Origin of the sequence: Rheinheimera sp., assembly GCF_036782235.1 — a bacterium.
Taxonomy (GTDB): domain Bacteria; phylum Pseudomonadota; class Gammaproteobacteria; order Enterobacterales; family Alteromonadaceae; genus Pararheinheimera.
In genome coordinates, this window is sequence record NZ_DAIPZL010000002.1 from 224988 (window position 1) to 241420 (window position 16433).

At 50.7% G+C, this 16433-nt stretch carries 13 protein-coding genes; 8 read left to right on the plus strand and 5 right to left on the minus strand.

The genetic code is table 11. The features are described 5' to 3' along the window. The first annotated feature begins 51 nt into the window (after window positions 1-51). The 4 genes from folB (at window position 52) to V7P87_RS03260 (ending at window position 5356) form a co-directional block, all read left to right on the plus strand. Window positions 52-405, plus strand: a complete 354-nt coding sequence (folB, locus tag V7P87_RS03245) for a dihydroneopterin aldolase (RefSeq protein WP_333796143.1) — start codon at window positions 52-54, stop codon at window positions 403-405. Then, window positions 405-887, plus strand: coding sequence for a 2-amino-4-hydroxy-6-hydroxymethyldihydropteridine diphosphokinase (gene folK, locus V7P87_RS03250; protein WP_333796144.1), 483 nt, complete (start codon window positions 405-407; stop codon window positions 885-887). The genes folB and folK overlap by 1 nt, the downstream gene beginning before the upstream one ends. A 217-nt stretch (window positions 888-1104) precedes the next feature. Then, window positions 1105-2229: an efflux RND transporter periplasmic adaptor subunit gene (locus tag V7P87_RS03255; RefSeq protein WP_333796145.1), complete on the plus strand. Its 1125-nt coding sequence runs from the start codon at window positions 1105-1107 to the stop codon at window positions 2227-2229. Window positions 2230-2269: 40 nt separating this feature from the next. After that, window positions 2270-5356 (plus strand): efflux RND transporter permease subunit, encoded by a 3087-nt coding sequence (locus V7P87_RS03260; protein WP_333796146.1) that lies wholly within the window; start codon window positions 2270-2272, stop codon window positions 5354-5356. 96 nt (window positions 5357-5452) lie between these two features. Here V7P87_RS03260 and V7P87_RS03265 read toward each other — a convergent pair whose 3' ends face one another. Beyond that, window positions 5453-6715 carry a multifunctional CCA addition/repair protein gene (locus V7P87_RS03265; protein ID WP_333796147.1) on the minus strand — a complete coding sequence of 421 codons (1263 nt, stop codon included), beginning with the start codon at window positions 6713-6715 and terminating at the stop codon, window positions 5453-5455. A 77-nt stretch (window positions 6716-6792) separates the two neighbouring features. Here V7P87_RS03265 and V7P87_RS03270 point away from each other — a divergent pair, with 77 nt between their 5' ends. Together V7P87_RS03270 and V7P87_RS03275 are read left to right on the plus strand one after the other, a co-directional pair. Continuing rightward, on the plus strand, window positions 6793-7749 hold the full coding sequence (locus V7P87_RS03270) for an ExeA family protein (protein WP_333796148.1): 957 nt from the start codon (window positions 6793-6795) through the stop codon (window positions 7747-7749). A 3-nt stretch (window positions 7750-7752) separates the two neighbouring features. Continuing rightward, on the plus strand, window positions 7753-8679 hold the full coding sequence (locus V7P87_RS03275) for a general secretion pathway protein GspB (RefSeq protein ID WP_333796149.1): 927 nt from the start codon (window positions 7753-7755) through the stop codon (window positions 8677-8679). 106 nt (window positions 8680-8785) lie between these two features. Here V7P87_RS03275 and V7P87_RS03280 read toward each other — a convergent pair whose 3' ends face one another. From V7P87_RS03280 to putA, 3 genes are all read right to left on the minus strand, one after another. After that, a complete protein-coding gene (locus tag V7P87_RS03280) occupies window positions 8786-9892 on the minus strand; it encodes an HD-GYP domain-containing protein (protein ID WP_333796150.1) in 1107 nt (368 codons plus the stop codon). Continuing rightward, window positions 9867-10085: a hypothetical protein gene (locus V7P87_RS03285; RefSeq protein WP_333796151.1), complete on the minus strand. Its 219-nt coding sequence runs from the start codon at window positions 10083-10085 to the stop codon at window positions 9867-9869. The genes V7P87_RS03280 and V7P87_RS03285 overlap by 26 nt, the downstream gene beginning before the upstream one ends. A gap of 93 nt (window positions 10086-10178) precedes the next feature. After that, on the minus strand, window positions 10179-13958 hold the full coding sequence (putA, locus tag V7P87_RS03290) for a bifunctional proline dehydrogenase/L-glutamate gamma-semialdehyde dehydrogenase PutA (RefSeq protein WP_333796152.1): 3780 nt from the start codon (window positions 13956-13958) through the stop codon (window positions 10179-10181). Window positions 13959-14090: 132 nt separating this feature from the next. On the opposite strand from putA, the gene V7P87_RS03295 reads away from it, so the two are divergent. After that, on the plus strand, window positions 14091-14567 hold the full coding sequence (locus V7P87_RS03295) for a winged helix-turn-helix transcriptional regulator (RefSeq protein ID WP_306519604.1): 477 nt from the start codon (window positions 14091-14093) through the stop codon (window positions 14565-14567). 115 nt (window positions 14568-14682) lie between these two features. Here the strand turns inward: V7P87_RS03295 and V7P87_RS03300 are convergent, their stop codons facing one another. Next, window positions 14683-15498 (minus strand): substrate-binding periplasmic protein, encoded by an 816-nt coding sequence (locus V7P87_RS03300; protein ID WP_333796153.1) that lies wholly within the window; start codon window positions 15496-15498, stop codon window positions 14683-14685. Between the two features lie 396 nt (window positions 15499-15894). Here V7P87_RS03300 and V7P87_RS03305 point away from each other — a divergent pair, with 396 nt between their 5' ends. After that, a complete protein-coding gene (locus V7P87_RS03305; RefSeq protein ID WP_333796154.1) occupies window positions 15895-16341 on the plus strand; it encodes a DoxX family protein in 447 nt (148 codons plus the stop codon). Window positions 16342-16433: the final 92 nt, after the last annotated feature.

A 16433-nucleotide genomic window follows, 5' to 3' on the forward strand; every position in this document is an offset into this window, starting at 1 on the left:
TCCGACCAGCCTACCTGAACCCTAAGATAACGCAATGCGGAACCCGATATAATGGATATGGTTTTTATCAAACAGTTACAAATCGATACGGTGATTGGTGTTTATGAGTGGGAAAAAACCATCACCCAACGCCTCGAACTGGATTTGGAACTGGCAACTGATATCCGTCAGGCCGCTGCCGGCGACGATATTCGTCTGACGCTGGACTATGCCGTGATCAGTGAAAAAGTAACGGCGTTAGTCTGTGCACAACCGCTTGAACTGATTGAAACAGTCGCTGAAAAAGTAGCTCAAATGTTATTAACCGAATTTGCCACGCCGGCGGTGCGGGTGCGGGTTTGTAAACCCGGGGCTGTGCCAGCTGCCGCCAATGTCGGTGTTGAAATTTGCCGGGGTGCCTGGTAATGGCGCAGATTTATATCAGTGTCGGTACCAATCACAACAGAGAGCACCATATCAGGATGGCGGTGAAGGAGCTACAGCAGTTTTTTACCGATCTGCAATTATCATCGGTGTACGAAAGTGAAGCTGTCGGTTTTAAAGGGGATGCCTTTTACAACATGGTGATTGGCGCCAATACTTCGCTGAGTGTGGCCGACTGTGTAGCGGTATTTAAAGCCATTGAAGATCGGCATGGCCGGGTACGGGGCGGTGAAAAATTTTGTGGCCGTACCCTGGATTTGGATTTGTTAACCTACGATCAGGTAATTTGCCAACAACCGGTGGAATTGCCCCGGGGTGAAATTACCGAAAACGCCTTTGTGCTTTGGCCTTTGGCGGAAATAGCACCAACAGTGTTACACCCAGTGCTGACTGTCAGTTATCAGCAACTGTGGCAGCAATATCAAAAACAGCAGAAAATCTGGCCTGTGCCTTTTCAGTTTTAGCCCAGCTGTCATCCATCACGGCAGCAACAACGTAAACAGGAGGTTTCGATGTTAAGGCGTCTCACAAATAGTTACAAATCTGTATTAAAAACATCCAGGCTGCCGTCTCGAGTTTGACGGCAAGCTATGGTATTTTATACAGCTGTTTAAAGAGAATCATTGTTATTTCTCTGCCTCAATTCTTTTAACGTTCGACATAAGCAAACTGGCGACCCGAATGAAAGCACTTAAATCTATCCTGATTGCGTTTGGCCTGCTGCTGTTGGTATTGGCAATTGTTGCCGGTATTAAAGCTGAGCAGATTTTTACCATGATCAAAAATGGTGAATCTTTTGTCCCGCCCCCTGAGTCTGTCAGTGTGTATCAGGCCAGGCTGCAAAGCTGGCCACAAACCTACACTGCCATTGGCACAGTGGAGGCCGATGAAGGCATTACCATTTCAGCCCAGGTGCCAGGCAAGGTAAAACGTATTGCCTTCCAAAGTGGTGCTTATGTGCAGGCTGGCGAAGTGTTGGTTGAGCAAGAGGCGGTTAACGAAAAAGCTCAGCTGGACGCCGCTCAGGCCAGGTTAAAACTGGCACAAGCCAGTTATCAGCGTCTGGTAGAACTGCGTAAACGTAATATCGCCAGCCAAAGTGAACTGGATACCGCAGTGCAGCAGGTTGAGTCAGCCAAAGGTGATGTGGACGACTTACGCGCTACACTGGAGAAAAAACAAATCCGGGCACCATTTGATGGCCGGGTGGGTATTCGTCAGGTTGATTTAGGCACAGATTTACAGGTGGGTACTGCCATAGTGTCCCTGCAGGCCACCAACAGAGTGCGGGTGAATTTCCCCATTCCACAAGGCTGGTTGTCAAAAATCAGTCGTGGTTTAGATGTCAGTGTGGCCGTTGGTGATGCTGAAGGTTCAGTAGTGTCCGGCAAAATTACCGCCATTGGCACTGAAATTAACCCAACGACCCGTAACGCAACAGTGCAGTCTTCATTAGACAATGCCGACAATAAACTGATGCCGGGCATGGCGGTATCAACCACTGTGACTTTAAGCGAGCCGCTTCAGGTGTTAGCTGTGCCTTCTACCGCCATTATTTATGCGCCTTTTGGTGACACTGTTTTTGTCGCCGACAAAGATGAGAAAACCGGTGCGCTGAAAGCCAGACAGCAGTTTGTGCGGTTAGGCCAATCCAGAGGTGATTTTGTCGAAGTGCTGGATGGTATTAAAGCCGGTGAAAGTGTGGTCAGTGCCGGCGCTTTTAAACTCTTTAACAATCAGGCGCTGGTGATCACCGACAAACCAACGCCGGAATTTAAAACTGAGCCAACACCGGCGGACAGTTAAGCCAATTTGCCGCAGACACTGCCATTTTTTCAGGTGAATAATGAATATTACCGATATTTTTATTAAAAAACCGGTGCTGGCCATAGTGGTCAGCCTGCTGATTTTATTGGCCGGTTTTCAGTCGCTCAGCAACTTGTCAGTGCGCCAGTATCCGCGTAGTGACATTGCTGTGATCAAAATTACCACTGTGTATGTCGGTGCCAACGCTGAACTGGTGCGGGGTTTTATTACCACGCCGATAGAGCGTGCCATCGCCTCGGCCGGTGGTATTGATTATGTGGAATCGCAAAGCACTATGGGCGTGTCCACGATCAGTGCCCATCTGCATTTAAACTATGATCCGCTCAAAGCCATGACCGAGATTACCGCTAAGGTTAATCAGGTGCGCGGTGAGTTACCACCGGAGGCCGAAGTGCCTTCCATTGCCATCGAAGCGGCTGACAGTCAGTTTGCTTCGGCTTATTTAAGTTTCAGCTCCGACATTCTGGAGCAAAACCAGATCACCGAATTTTTAACCCGCTCGGTACAGCCGCGGTTAATTGCCGTTTCCGGTGTGCAAAAAGCAGAAATTCTTGGTGGCCGCACCTTTGCCATGCGCATCTGGTTAAAACCGGAAAAAATGGCTGCTTTTAACATTACCCCAACCGAAGTTCGACAAGCGCTGGCCAATAACAATGTGCAGGCCGCCATTGGCACCACCCGCGGCTCTTACACCCAGGTAAATTTAAGTGCCAATGCCGACATGAACAATGTGGAAGACTTCCGCCGTTTGGTGGTGCGTCAGAACAGTGAAGGTGTGGTGCGGCTGCAGGATATCGCCGATGTGGTGCTGGGCGCAGACGACTACAGTGTTGAAGTCAACTATTCAGGTCAGACTGCGGTGTTTATGGGCGTTTTTGTGGCGCCTAATGCCAATAGTCTGGAAGTGATTAAAAAAGTCACCGAAGAGATGGACGCCATTAAAGCCGAATTGCCGGCTGGTTTAAGTGGTGAAGTGTCTTATGACGCCACTAAATATATCCAGGCTGCTATTGATGATGTGATTAAAACCCTGGCTGAAACCCTGATCATTATCATTATTGTGATTTTCCTGTTCCTAGGTTTTAGCCGCTCTGTGCTTATTCCGGTGATTGCGATACCGCTGTCGCTGATAGGCGCGTTATTTATTATGAAAATCTGTGGTTTTTCGCTGAACCTGCTGACGTTGTTATCCATAGTTCTGTCGGTTGGTCTGGTGGTGGACGATGCCATAGTGATGGTGGAAAACATTGAACGCCATATCCAGGAAGGTTTAAAACCTTTTAAAGCAGCCATAGTGGCGGCGCGCGAGCTGGCAGGTCCTGTGATTGCAATGACAGTGACCCTGATGTCGGTTTATGTGCCTATTGGTTTACAAGGTGGCTTAACCGGCACCCTGTTCCGCGAATTTGCCATTACGCTGGCCGGCGCTGTCGCCATTTCCGCTGTAGTGGCTATTACCCTGTCGCCGATGATGGCGTCCAGAATGTTAAAACCCCACACAGAGCTTAAAGCGCCGCTGTCGAAAATTTTTGACCGTTTTAGTGTGTTTTACAGCCGTAAACTGAATCAGACCTTGCAAAACCGCTGGGGCGTGTATTTGTTCTGGATTGGTATTACCGCTATGACCATCCCGCTTTATAGCATGTCAGCCAAAGAGCTGGCGCCGACAGAAGATCAGGGCGTTATTTTTGGTATTGTTGATTCATCGGCCAATGCCACTATCGACCAGTCGGCGTTTTATGGCAAACAGGTGAATCAGGTATTTATGAAGGTGCCTGAAACCGACTTTACCTTCCAGATCAATTTCCCAACCGGTGGTTTTAGCGGCATGGTGGTGAAACCCTGGGGTGAGCGTGAGCGCACTACAGCCGAGATTTTGCCTTCGGTGCAGGAAGAACTCAGCAAAATTGCCGGTGTGCGTATTATGCCTATTACCCCACCAGCTTTACCTGGGGGGGGGCAGTTCCCGGTAGAGTTTGTGATAGCTTCGACCGCCGACTCGCGGGAAATTTACGATTATGCGCTAAAAATGCAGGAGCTGATGACCAACAGCGGTATGTTTGCCTTCCCGCCTATGCTGGATATGAAAGTGGATCAGCCTGAATATCAGCTGCATATCGACCGTGAAAAAGTGGCCGATTTAGGCCTGGATATGCGTACTGTGACCCAGGATCTCGGCACCTTATTGGGCGGGGGTTATGTCAACCGCTTTAATATGGCAGGCCTGAGTTACAAAGTGATCCCCCAGGTGAAAAGAACAGGTCGTTTAACACCGGATGACTTGAGCAAACTGTATATTACGGGGCCGGATAACAGCATGATCCGGCTCGATCAGATTGCCACTATGACACACAGCACTGTACCGCGCAGTATCAACCGGATGCAGCAGCTCAATGCAGTCAAAATCAGTGGTGTGACCTTAAAACCGCTGGATGAAACGCTGAAGTTCCTGGAAGCTGAGGCGGCAAAAATTCTGCCATCGAGCTACACAGTGGATTACACCGGTGAATCCAGGCAGTTAAAACGTGAAGGCAATACTTTCCTGCCGGCCTTTTTAACAGCACTGATGATGATTTTCCTGGTGTTGGCGGCACAGTACAACAGCTTCCGCGACCCTGTGGTGATTCTGGCAGGTTCAGTGCCGCTGGCGATGTTTGGTGCGCTGGTCTTTACCTTCCTGAAAATTCCGGCGCCTATTCCGCACTTTACCGACGCTTTTACCAGCACGCTGAATATTTATTCGCAGGTGGGTTTAGTGACGCTGGTAGGCCTGATTGCCCGAAACGGTATTCTGGTAGTGGAATTTGCCAACAAGTTGCAGGAAGAGGGCATGAGCAAAATTGAAGCTGTGCGTCAGGCCTCGGTGCTGCGGTTGCGGCCTGTGCTGATGACCAGTATTGCCACTGTGGCCGGTCACACCCCGCTGATTTTTGCCGAAGGCGCAGGCGCAGAAGCCCGCAACTCTATTGGTATAGTGTTAGTGCTCGGCATGACTATCGGCACTATTTTTACACTCTTTGTGTTGCCGTCTATTTACGTGCTACTGGCCAAAGATCATCAGGCAGACCACGTAAAAGAAGAAAAATTGCAGGCCGATGCGGTGTAACGACAGTGCTGAAGTTGCAATCACGATAAAAAACGGAGCCTGATGGCTCCGTTTTTTATCGGTTTGTTTTTCTTGCGCGCTGTTTTTTTATGTGTTTTATCGATTTTCAGGCTGTGTATGACCAGCTGCAGTGTTGATGGTCTGCATGCTGTGGCTGATGGCTTCCAGTCTGGCCTTTGCGACCGCGCTGCGCATAGCCTCCCCTTGAAAACCTGCTGCGACCAGCGCTTTGATATCCACGGTTTTGGCCGCTGCTGCCAGGGCGCGTAAATAATCCGCCTGTGGATAACAGGCCTGCTCAAAACCGGTGCGGCCACGTAAATCGGCAATACAACACAACAACAACAATTCCAGCCGCTCTGGTTTACGCCATAAATCAATGCTATCAAACAGCTTTTGGATGGTCACAGCGCGCAGCTCTAAAGCTTTGTGTACCAGCTGATGGTATTCACTGGCCAGCAGTGCTAAATCCCGGCAGTCATTTGGAATACGCAGGCGTTGGCACAGGTTGCTGATCAGCGGCAAGCCCAGTGTTTCATGGCCATGGTGCGACGGCCAATGCTCTGGTGGTGTGACGCCTTTGCCAAGGTCGTGGCATAAAGCGGCAAAACGTACATCTAGCCGCTCTGACAACAACGCAGCCTGCTGCAGCACCAACATGCTGTGAATACCGCTATCAATTTCCGGATGCCATTTGGGCGGATTGGGAATGCCCCAGAGTTTATCCAGCTCCGGCATCAGCACCGCAAGGGCACCCACTTCATGCAGCAGCTCAAAATAAGCGGCCGGTGTTTGCTCCAGCAGCGCCCTGGAGGTTTCCTGCCAGACCCGCTCAGCCGTCAGATGTTGCATCTCACCCTGCGCTACCAGCTCGGACATCAGTTGTTTGGTGTCGTCAGCCACGGTAAAACCCAGCGGATAAAAACGGGCATAAAAACGCGCGACCCTAAGCACCCGCAATGGATCTTCAACAAAGGCCGGTGACACATGGCGCAGTATTTTGGCCTGAAGGTCGGCCTGGCCACCATAAGGGTCAAATAACTCGCCATTTGCTTCGTCGCGCGCCATTGCATTAATGGTTAAATCCCGGCGCATTAAATCCTGCTCCAGTGTGACATCGGGCGCAAAATAACAGGCAAAACCGGTATAACCCTGGCCTTGTTTACGTTCGGTGCGGGCCAGCGCGTATTCCTGTTTGGTTTTGGGATGTAAAAACACCGGAAAGTCTTTGCCGACACTCTGATAACCTTGCGCCAATAATTGCTCCGGTGTGGCCCCGACAACCAGATAGTCGTTGTCTTTTACTTTCAGGCCCAATAACTGGTCGCGCACTGCGCCGCCCACAAGATATATCTTCACATGCTTTCCTGACTGCGGTTTTTTTGCCATTATAACCGGCCAGCAACAATTGTCGCGTCAGTCACAGTCAGGATGTTATGTACACCGGATTTTTTGGCCTGAACAGCCAGCCGTTTTCAATCGCGCCCAACCCGGAATTTATGTATTTAGGGGCCCGTCATACCGAAGCTTTGGCGCATTTGCGTTATGGCCTGGGCGATGCCGGTGGTTTTGTATTGTTAACCGGCGAAGTCGGCACCGGTAAAACCACGGTGTCACGTTGTTTAATGGCTGAGCTGCCGGAAAAAACGCAGGTGGCTTTTATTCTCAATCCCACCTTGTCTGAGCTTGAACTGCTGGCGGCCATTTGTGACGAGCTCAAGATCCGTTATAAAAAAACCGACGCCAGCTTAAAAAACCTGACCGACAAAATTACCGCCAAGTTATTAAAAAACCATGAGGCGGGGCTTAATACCATTTTAATTATTGATGAAGCGCAGCATCTGCAACCGGCGGTGCTGGAGCAATTGCGGCTTCTGACCAACCTCGAAACCAATACCAAAAAGTTGTTGCAGGTGATTTTAATCGGTCAGCCTGAGCTGCAGCAGCTGTTACAACGCCAGGACTTACGCCAGCTGGCGCAGCGTATTACCGCCCGTTACCACTTAATGCCGCTCACCCTGATGGAAGTGCAGCATTATGTGCAACACAGGTTGCAGGTCGCCGGTTGCAGCAGGCCGGTATTTACCGACGGTGCTTTAAAAAAATTGTTTATGTTATCCGGTGGTATTCCACGGTTGGTGAATCTGATTTGTGACCGTGCTTTGCTCGGGGGTTATAGTCAGCAAAAAGCGTTAATTGACGCAGCGCTGGTGCAACAAGCGGCAGCGGAAATTCTGGCGGTGCGTCAAACCGAGCCTGCCAAAACCACCCCTTGGTGGTTCTGGGCCTTGCTGTTTATCGGTTGTATCGGCCTGGGCGCTTTGCTTGCTATTGGCCTGGATCTTGGTCTGAATTCTGTGCCAAATCCGGGCCCGGATAAATCTGGAAGTTAAGTTATGTCGTTATTGATGGAAGCGTTAAAACAGCAACAGGGCCAGCAGCCCATGCCAGCCCAGCCTGTTGCTTATACCCAGCCTGCGTCGGCACACAATGCACAGGGCTGGAAAATGCTGGCTTTGCTGTTGTTGGTGCTGGTTGGTTTATTGGCCGGTTTTTTACTGGCGCAATATCTGCAAAAACCGCCGGTAGCCGCTGTGGCACCTGTGGTGCAACCGGCCAGTGCCGGCCAAATTCTGACTGACTTACTGACAGTACCGCCTGGTGCGGCCAGCACAAAAACCGAAAACACGGCGGATGACAGCAGCGCAGATCAGAGCAGTGAAACGCACAGTAGTGAAGAACCGCAACTGCTGGTGTCGGCACTGCCCCGTCAAAAGCGACAGGCGCAACAAGGACTGGATGAACAGGTAGCGCTGCTGGCTGGCGAACGCAGTGGGGCAATTCACCAAAATGATGCTGTGGATACTGAGTTTGCTGATGAATTTCAGGCTCAACCACAAATGGCCGAAGCCAATCCGGCGGATGAAGTGGCTGAGATCCCCGCTCAGCAGCCGGAACTCAGTGCCAATGAAGTGTCGGATGAGCTCAAAAGCAAATTTGCACTGGCGCTGGAAGAAACAGGCTCAGCGCCAAGACGGCAGTCGGTGACTGACCATGCGGCGCCGGCACGGGATATTCATAGTCTGGATGAGCTGTTAAAACGGCAAATTCCGCCTTTGCGTTTTGAAGCCCATGTGTATGCCACTGAACCCAGGCAGCGCTGGGTGAAGGTCAATGGCAAAGATTTGCAGGAAGGGCAGTGGGTCACAGCCGATATTCAAATTAAAGAAATTACGCCGCAGTACGTGTTGCTGCAAACCGGCCGGCAGCTATTTAGCATGGAAGCGCTGAGTGAATGGTCGTACCGTTTACCAGGGCGTTAATGCGGGCTCTTGCTCGGCAAAGCTTTGCAGTTTTTGCCCTGACGTGGGGCAAGTAACAGATAGGCTACAGCCCGCTTTGTATGGCTTATTAACAGCCTGGTATCGGCTATAGATAGTGCTGCAACTCCAGCTGATATTTTTTTAAATCAGCGCAGGATTCAATGACCTCTTCACTTTGTTTACTTAAATCCAGCAGCTTGGCCGGCAAATGATGGCGGTGCAGGCTGTGATAAAACAGTTTTAGTTTGGGTTTATCCGGATGCACACTGTGATTTTCCAGCACCAGCCCAAGTTTGCCCGATTTAAGCCGTACCACAGTGCCAGGGCTGTACAGGCCAACACATTGTAAAAACTCAGCACAAAGTTCGCTGTCCAGCGTTTTACCTTCGGCTTTTTTCAGGCTGGCGGCAGCCTGCAGCGAGTTTTTACCAGCCGCTGTGAGTTTGCTGTAACTGTTGACAATAGCCAGCATTTTGCCACCCAGACTTTGCTGCTGCGCCAGGCTTAAACAATGTTCTTCAATCATTTGCAGCAGTTCAGCCGGGCAATCCGGTTGTTGTTGTAACATCGGAATGCTGTAGCTTGTGGCATCAGAATCCAGATAAGGCTGGTTTGGGTAGAGTTGTTGCAGAAGCAAAGCGCCGCTGTCATGTAACAGTGCGGCCAGCGTATAAAGCTGGGCTTGTTCCGCCGGTAATTTGAGCCTTGCGGCAAAAGCTGCCATTAAACAGGCGCAGCTTAAACTGTGTTGTAACAAGGCGTCATTTTGCTGGCTGACCTGCTGCAAAAATAACAAGGCCTGACTGTTACGTTTGGTGCTTTCCAGCAAACGGTTGCTGACGCTCGACAGCTCATGAAAATCCAGCTCCTCCTGCTCTAACAGCTTCGGAAAACTGGCCTGCAGACTTTGTGTGCCGGCGCTAAACGCCAGTTCAGCTTTATTTATTTCCTGCTCAAAACTAATACGGGGGGGCTTTGCAGCTGCCGTGGTTTTGGGCTCTGTGGTTGCTTCAGTTGGCGCAGGGGCTGCTGGCAATTGTTTGGCGGGGTCTATCGCAACTTCCAGCACGCCTTTTTGTTTTAGCAGCGCCAAAGCTTCCGGGCTTCGCACCCAACCGGCGTCTTTCACCACAATGTCGCCGCGCTGCCGGGTCACAGCCACCACATAACTGCCCAGTTGAAGTTCATCAATGGCGACCCGCTGCAATGCCATGACGCCGCTGTCCTTGAATAAAAAGAAGAATTTTGCTGAACATAGGCTGCTTCAGCGTTAAATGCAATGGCCCGAAGGGCGCGGGTTGAAAAAATTCCCGCCACAGGCTGTTGCCTTCTGCAATTGCGGCAATTGCAGCTACATTCACGCTGTCCCCTGGCGACCTGTATATCACCGGCAATTGCTCCTGCATTGCCGGTGTACCATAGGTCCCTGCATATAAAAAAAGCCCGAAGGTGAACTTCGGGCTTTTTGACCTTGTTAAGCGGGCTATCGCCTGTGTTGATTAACCGGCGTTATCGCTCATGGTCATTAATGATGCGTTACCACCTGCTGCTGTGGTATTTACAGTGACAGTTTTTTCGGTGACTAAACGATGAATTAACCGTTCGTCTGCCGGTGTGGTAATAAGCGGCGAAATTGCGCCATCGCGGGCGGCAATCAGTTCACCGGTCAGCGCCTTGACGGCACTGCCAGCTTCGACAATAGCCGCAGCAATAATGTTATTGCTGATAAGCGCCTTTAATTGTGACAGCTTCACCACATTAAACAGCGTTGGCGCAAGGCCGGCGTTGAGCAGCACTTTACGACAAGCATCGGCTTCAGCAACAAACTGATCTTCAACTGCCACCACCACAGCGTTACCTGTGGCCAGTGCCGTCATCAGGCTCAGCATCCAGTATTTAAAGCAGGCGCTTTCATCACGCACTGCAGCCACTACACCCCGGGCTTCCAGGAACAGCTGGTTTGACTCCCCTGTAGGGCCTGGCAAGGTGACAGGCGCAGCCAGCTGCTTTTCAATGTCATTGAGTAAATGACGGGCCGACTGGATCACCTGCTCTAAGTCTTGCTCTTGTTTCACCACCACAGAGTTAGCAGCGAGCTGCGCCAGGAACTGACGAATGACAGAGCTGCGGCTATTGATATCGAGCGCAGCCCAGGCTGGTTGTGCCTTTTTCGCTTGTTGCAGTGTGCTGTGAAGCGCTGAATCGTTGCTGCTGGCACTTAACAAGGCCTGACGTTTGCTGTCGGCCAGGGTGGCTTCGGTCACATTCAGGTTGTCTTTGACCAAACGGGTTAAGTAGAAAGGACCACCAGCTTTAGGGCCAGTGCCTGATAAACCACAACCACCAAATGGCTGCACGCCCACCACAGCACCAATCATATTGCGGTTGATGTAGATGTTACCGGCTTTCACTTCACGCGCGACCTGAGCTGTGACTTCAGCAATACGGCTATGTACACCCATGGTCAGGCCATAACCTGTGGCATTAATTTGCGCAATCACGTTATCCAGTTCATCGGCTTTAAAGCGGATGATATGCACCACAGGGCCAAATACTTCGCGCTCTAATAAGCTTAAGTTTTTGATCTCATACAAACGGGGTGCAAAGAAAAAGTGGCCTTCGCCCGTTGGTGCTTTGCAGGCGTAATGTAAAGTGGCTTTGCCTTCCAGGTATTGCACATGGTTATTCAGGCCGGTTAAGGCTTTTTGGTCGATCACAGGGCCAACATCTGTGCTTAAAAACGCCGGGTCGCCCACATGCAGCTCCTGCATCGCACCTTTAATCATGTGAATGATTTTATCGGCCACATCTTCTTGCAGGAACAACACCCGCAGCGCCGAGCAGCGCTGACCGGCGCTCTGGAAACCTGAAGACACCACATCGTCCACCACCTGCTCCGGCAGGGCAGTAGAGTCAACAATCATACAGTTCTGACCACCGGTTTCGGCGATCAGCGGCACCGGCTCACCACCACGTTCAGCCAGTTTGCGGGCGATCCAGCTGCCGGTTTCGGTGGAGCCTGTGAACATCACCGCCTGAATACGTAAATCCGGCACCACATGTTCACCTACAGCGCGGCCTGGGGCAATCACCAGCTCGACCACACCTTGTGGCAGGCCGGCTTCACGCCACAGCTCAATAGCACGCACTGCAATTAAACTGGTTTGTTCGGCAGGTTTAGCCACCACAGTGTTACCTGCAACTACAGCGGCCGACACCTGACCTAAGAAAATGGCCAGTGGGAAGTTCCATGGGCTGATACAAAGCACCACACCACGGCTCTGTTTTGGTGTTGCAAACATTTCTTCAGCGCGCGCTGCGTAATAACGGCAAAAATCAACGGCTTCACGCACTTCGGCCACGCTGTCGCCCACTGTTTTACCCGCTTCTTTCACACAAATAGCAATCAGCTCGTCGCGGTTGGCTTCCAGTGCATCAGCCAGTTTACGCAGGCTGTCAGCTCGCTCTGCCACAGGTGTGGCTGTCCAGGCCGGGAAAGCGGCTTCTGCGCTATCCACCAGTGCTTTCATTTGCTCTGGCGTAGCGTGCTGTTGATAACCAATAATTTCGGCATGGTTGGCCGGGTTACGCACCACTTTAGCGCCTTCAACTGCAGGCTGAGCCGTGGCTTTGGCCAGCCAGTTATTGAGGTTAGCGCGCAGTGGTGTTAAGGCGTCAATTTCAGTTAAATCAATACCTTTGGAGTTTTTGCGTTCGCTGCCATACAGATTAATCGACAACGGGATCTGGGTATTGCGTTTTTGTTTCCAGCCACGCACTGTTTCCACCGGATCTTTGAGTAAAGATTCCACCGGAATATTTTCATCGACAATGTTATTCACAAAGGAGCTGTTGGCGCCGTTTTCCAGCAGGCGGCGCACTAAATAAGCCAATAAGTCGGAATGTTCACCAACAGGTGCATAAATACGGCATGGTACTTTGTCATCGGCTACTACCTGGTCGTACAGTGCATCACCCATACCGTGCAGGCGCTGGAATTCATAACCTGTGCGGTCCGGTGCCATTTCTAAAATAGTGGCGACTGTGTAGGCGTTGTGGGTGGCGAACATTGGATAAATACTGTCGCGGTATTCTAATAACTTACGGGCACAAGCCTGGTAAGACACGTCTGTCGAAGGTTTGCGGCTAAATACCGGGAAATCGTCATGGCCTTCGGTCTGGCTGATTTTTACTTCAGTGTCCCAATAAGCGCCTTTGACTAACCGCACCATCAGCTTGCGGCCTACTTTCACCGTCAGCTCACGCAGCCACTCCACTAAGTGAATACAACGTTTGGAATAAGCCTGAATGGCCAGACCAAAACCTTCCCAACCGGCTAAATCGGCGTCTGAGAACACGGCTTCGATGATATCCAGTGACAAATCTAAACGGTCGGCCTCTTCAGCGTCCACAGTAAAGCTGATGTTGTAACCTTTGGCGGCCAAAGCTAACTGTTTTAATTTGGGTACCAGTTCGTTCATCACGCGGTCGCGGTGGGAAAACTCATAACGCGGGTGAATGGCTGAAAGTTTTACTGAAATGCCAGGGCTCTTAAAAGGACCGCGGTTTTGTGCTGCTTTACCAATGACGTTAATGGCCATCATGTAGCTTTGGAAATAACGTTCGGCGTCAGCCATAGTGCGGGCGCCTTCACCCAGCATGTCGTATGAATAGGTAAAACCTTTGTTTTCCAGCTCAATAGCACGTTCTACCGCTTTGTCGATGGTGGTGCCCATCACAAACTGGGTGCCCATAATTTGCATGGCATAACGCACTGCCTGACGGATCACCGGCTCGCCTAAACGGCCACAGGTACGTTTAAGTAAACCAAACTGGTGTTTTTTCTGCTCGTCGCTGTAGTTCACCAGCTTGCCGGTCAGTAACAAACCCCAGGCGGAGGCGTTGACAAACAACGACTCGCTGTTGCCTAAGTGCGCGCTCCAGTCACCTTGTGATAATTTGTCGCGAATAAGGCGATCGGCAGTATGGCTGTCCGGCACCCGCAACAGTGCTTCGGCCAGACACATCAGCACCAGACCTTCTTCGGTCGATAACGAGAATTCGTTCAGCAGTGCATCAACGCCACCTTTACCTACCTGGGCTTTACGGATATTGACCACCAGCTGGCGGGCTTTTTCCCAGGCGCGTGAACGGGCCTGCACGCCGATATCGGCCAGTGGTAACAATAAATCCAGAACTTTTTCTTCGTCAGCGCGGTAAAAGTTGCGCAAAGTTTGGCGCAGCGGGTTGGTTGCGGTCAGATCGCCGTTAAATAACATAATAATGATCCCGGTTGATGCAAAAATAAATGCTGCATTCTAGTGAATACACAGCCGTATTTGGTGGTTTAATTCCAGCTATAACCCTATATAATTCTGTTTAAGTTTAAATAAACCAGAAAAAATACGGTTATGAGCCAAAGTGATAAAGCCAGAACACTCGACAGGATAGACCGCACAATTTTAGACACTCTGCAAAAGGATGGTCGGATTTCCAACGTGGAACTGGCCAAAAGAGTGAATTTAAGCCCAAGCCCTTGTATTGACAGGGTGCGCAAGCTGGAGCAGGAAGGTTTTATTGAAGGCTACGGCGCCAAGTTATCAGCGTCCAAACTCGGCATGGGCACAGCGGCTTTTATTCAGGTCACCTTAGACAGAACCACGGGCGCGGTATTTGACCAGTTTCGCGACGCTGTGGTGAATATTGCCGAAGTGGCGGAGTGCCATATGGTGGCCGGCGGTTTTGATTATCTGCTGAAATTACGGCTGTCCAGTATGGAAGCCTATCGTGCTGTGCTGGGCCGTATTGTGGATTTACCCGGCGTGTTACAAACCCACACCTATGTGGTGATTGAGAAGGTGAAACAGGATTCGGGTTTGCCTTTGTAACATTGTGCAGTGGTGTTTTTGCACTGTGCCTGCTGTTGTTGGTTATTTTGGCAACCTGAGGCATGGCACTGATGCCGGCCTCAGGCGCTTTGCTGTGAAAGTATTGAACAGCGGACTAAAAACTTAATAATTGCCCTTCGATACTGCTATGAATTTGTTCCTGCGCCAGCCGTTGTTGCCAGCTTTTGCTGATGGCGGTCAGTTCACCACTTTGTTGTAACTGCTGCGCTGCCTGTTGCCAGCGTGCCACTTCGCTGGCCGGGCTTTGCCGCGACATTAATAACCAGACTTCAGTTTCAAAAAAGTGCAGTGCTGCACGGTATTCAGCCGTTGCCACCCCGGCTTCGCGCAGCAGGTATTGCATGCCCTGAGGTTCAAAAGCAATGGCATTTAACCTGCGACTGCCAAGCCTTGCCAGATTCTGGGCATGGCTGGATGAACTTTGTAAATTGGTAAAACCCTGCGCCAGCAGCCATTCTTCCCGCACATCACCACGCACCACCCCAATACTTTCCAGTGCTCTGGCATCATTCAGATGCTGCAGTTGTTGTGGATCATCACTGCGCATATACAACACCCATTTTTTGCGCGCCAGCGGCATGATCCAGTGATAATTATTTTCCCGCTCCAGGGTGCGGGAAAAACCATACAACAACACATTAGGCTGGCGTGAGGCTGTTAATAAAGCTCTGGATTCCGGCATCAGCTGAATATGGCTGCGATCACCACTGATTTTTTGTAAAGCCCGCACTATATCTGTGGCATAACCTGTGAGCCGGCCATGACTGTCCAGATAACTGGAAGGCGGCTCGACCACGGTAATGATCTGATGTGCTGTTGTGGTTTTGCTAAGGTCGGCGGCCAGTACAAAATGCGGAAACGGAACAAACAACACAAGACTGCAAAATAACGGCAAGGCAAAGTGGCACATAAAGCAAATCCTTCTGCTTAGGGACTGATTGCAGTTTAGTGGCGAAAAATGGAACTGGACAGGGCCGACCCACTGGTAAGATGTCAGGGGGCGTTTTTGAGGGGAGTGACAGTCTTGTTGCGCTGGCCGAATTGATAGCCTTGCCCTGTGATGCCAGCACCTGCAGTGTGGCCCGGCCGCACCATGTCGCAGACGTTAACTAAAATCACCCCCGTCTTAGAACCTGCCGCCCTTTGCAACACCACCCTATGAAATTCTAAATATTAGAATCTAATGTCAGATTTAATCCAATTTATTAAATTAAATAAGCCATCTATAGTTACACCATCGACAGGACGATGACTGTCGAAACTAAATAACGCAGTCATTTTTAACGAATTTTATAAGGTGGAACCCATGAACAATTCAATGCTGAAAAACTTATTAACAACTGATGCTGGTTATGGTGCTTTATTGCTGCGGGTGCCGGTGGGCATTATTTTTGTCGCCCACGGTGCGCAAAAGCTGTTTGGCTGGTTTGGTGGTTATGGCCTGGAAGGCACAGGCGGTTGGATGGAAAGTATTGGTCTGGCGCCCGGTGTGCTGATGGCTTTTCTGGCTGGTGCTGCGGAGTTTTTTGGTGGTCTGGCGCTGATTGCCGGCTTTTTAACCCGTCCTGCTGCTTTTGCACTGAGTATTGCCATGCTGGTGGCCATTTTTAGTGTGCACTTTGCCAACGGCCTGTTTATGAGTAACAACGGTTACGAGTTTGGTTTGGCCTTGCTGGCGGCCAGTGCTTCGTTAATGTTCAGCGGTGCAGGTAAAGCTTCTTTGGATGAGTTTCTGGCCGCCAAACTGAAATAACAGCACCACCAAATCAAAAGTTTTAAAGATCAGCCTGGCCGCCCGTCAGGCTGATCATGTCACTGGCCCCTCAAGGCTAACTGGCCCGGTAA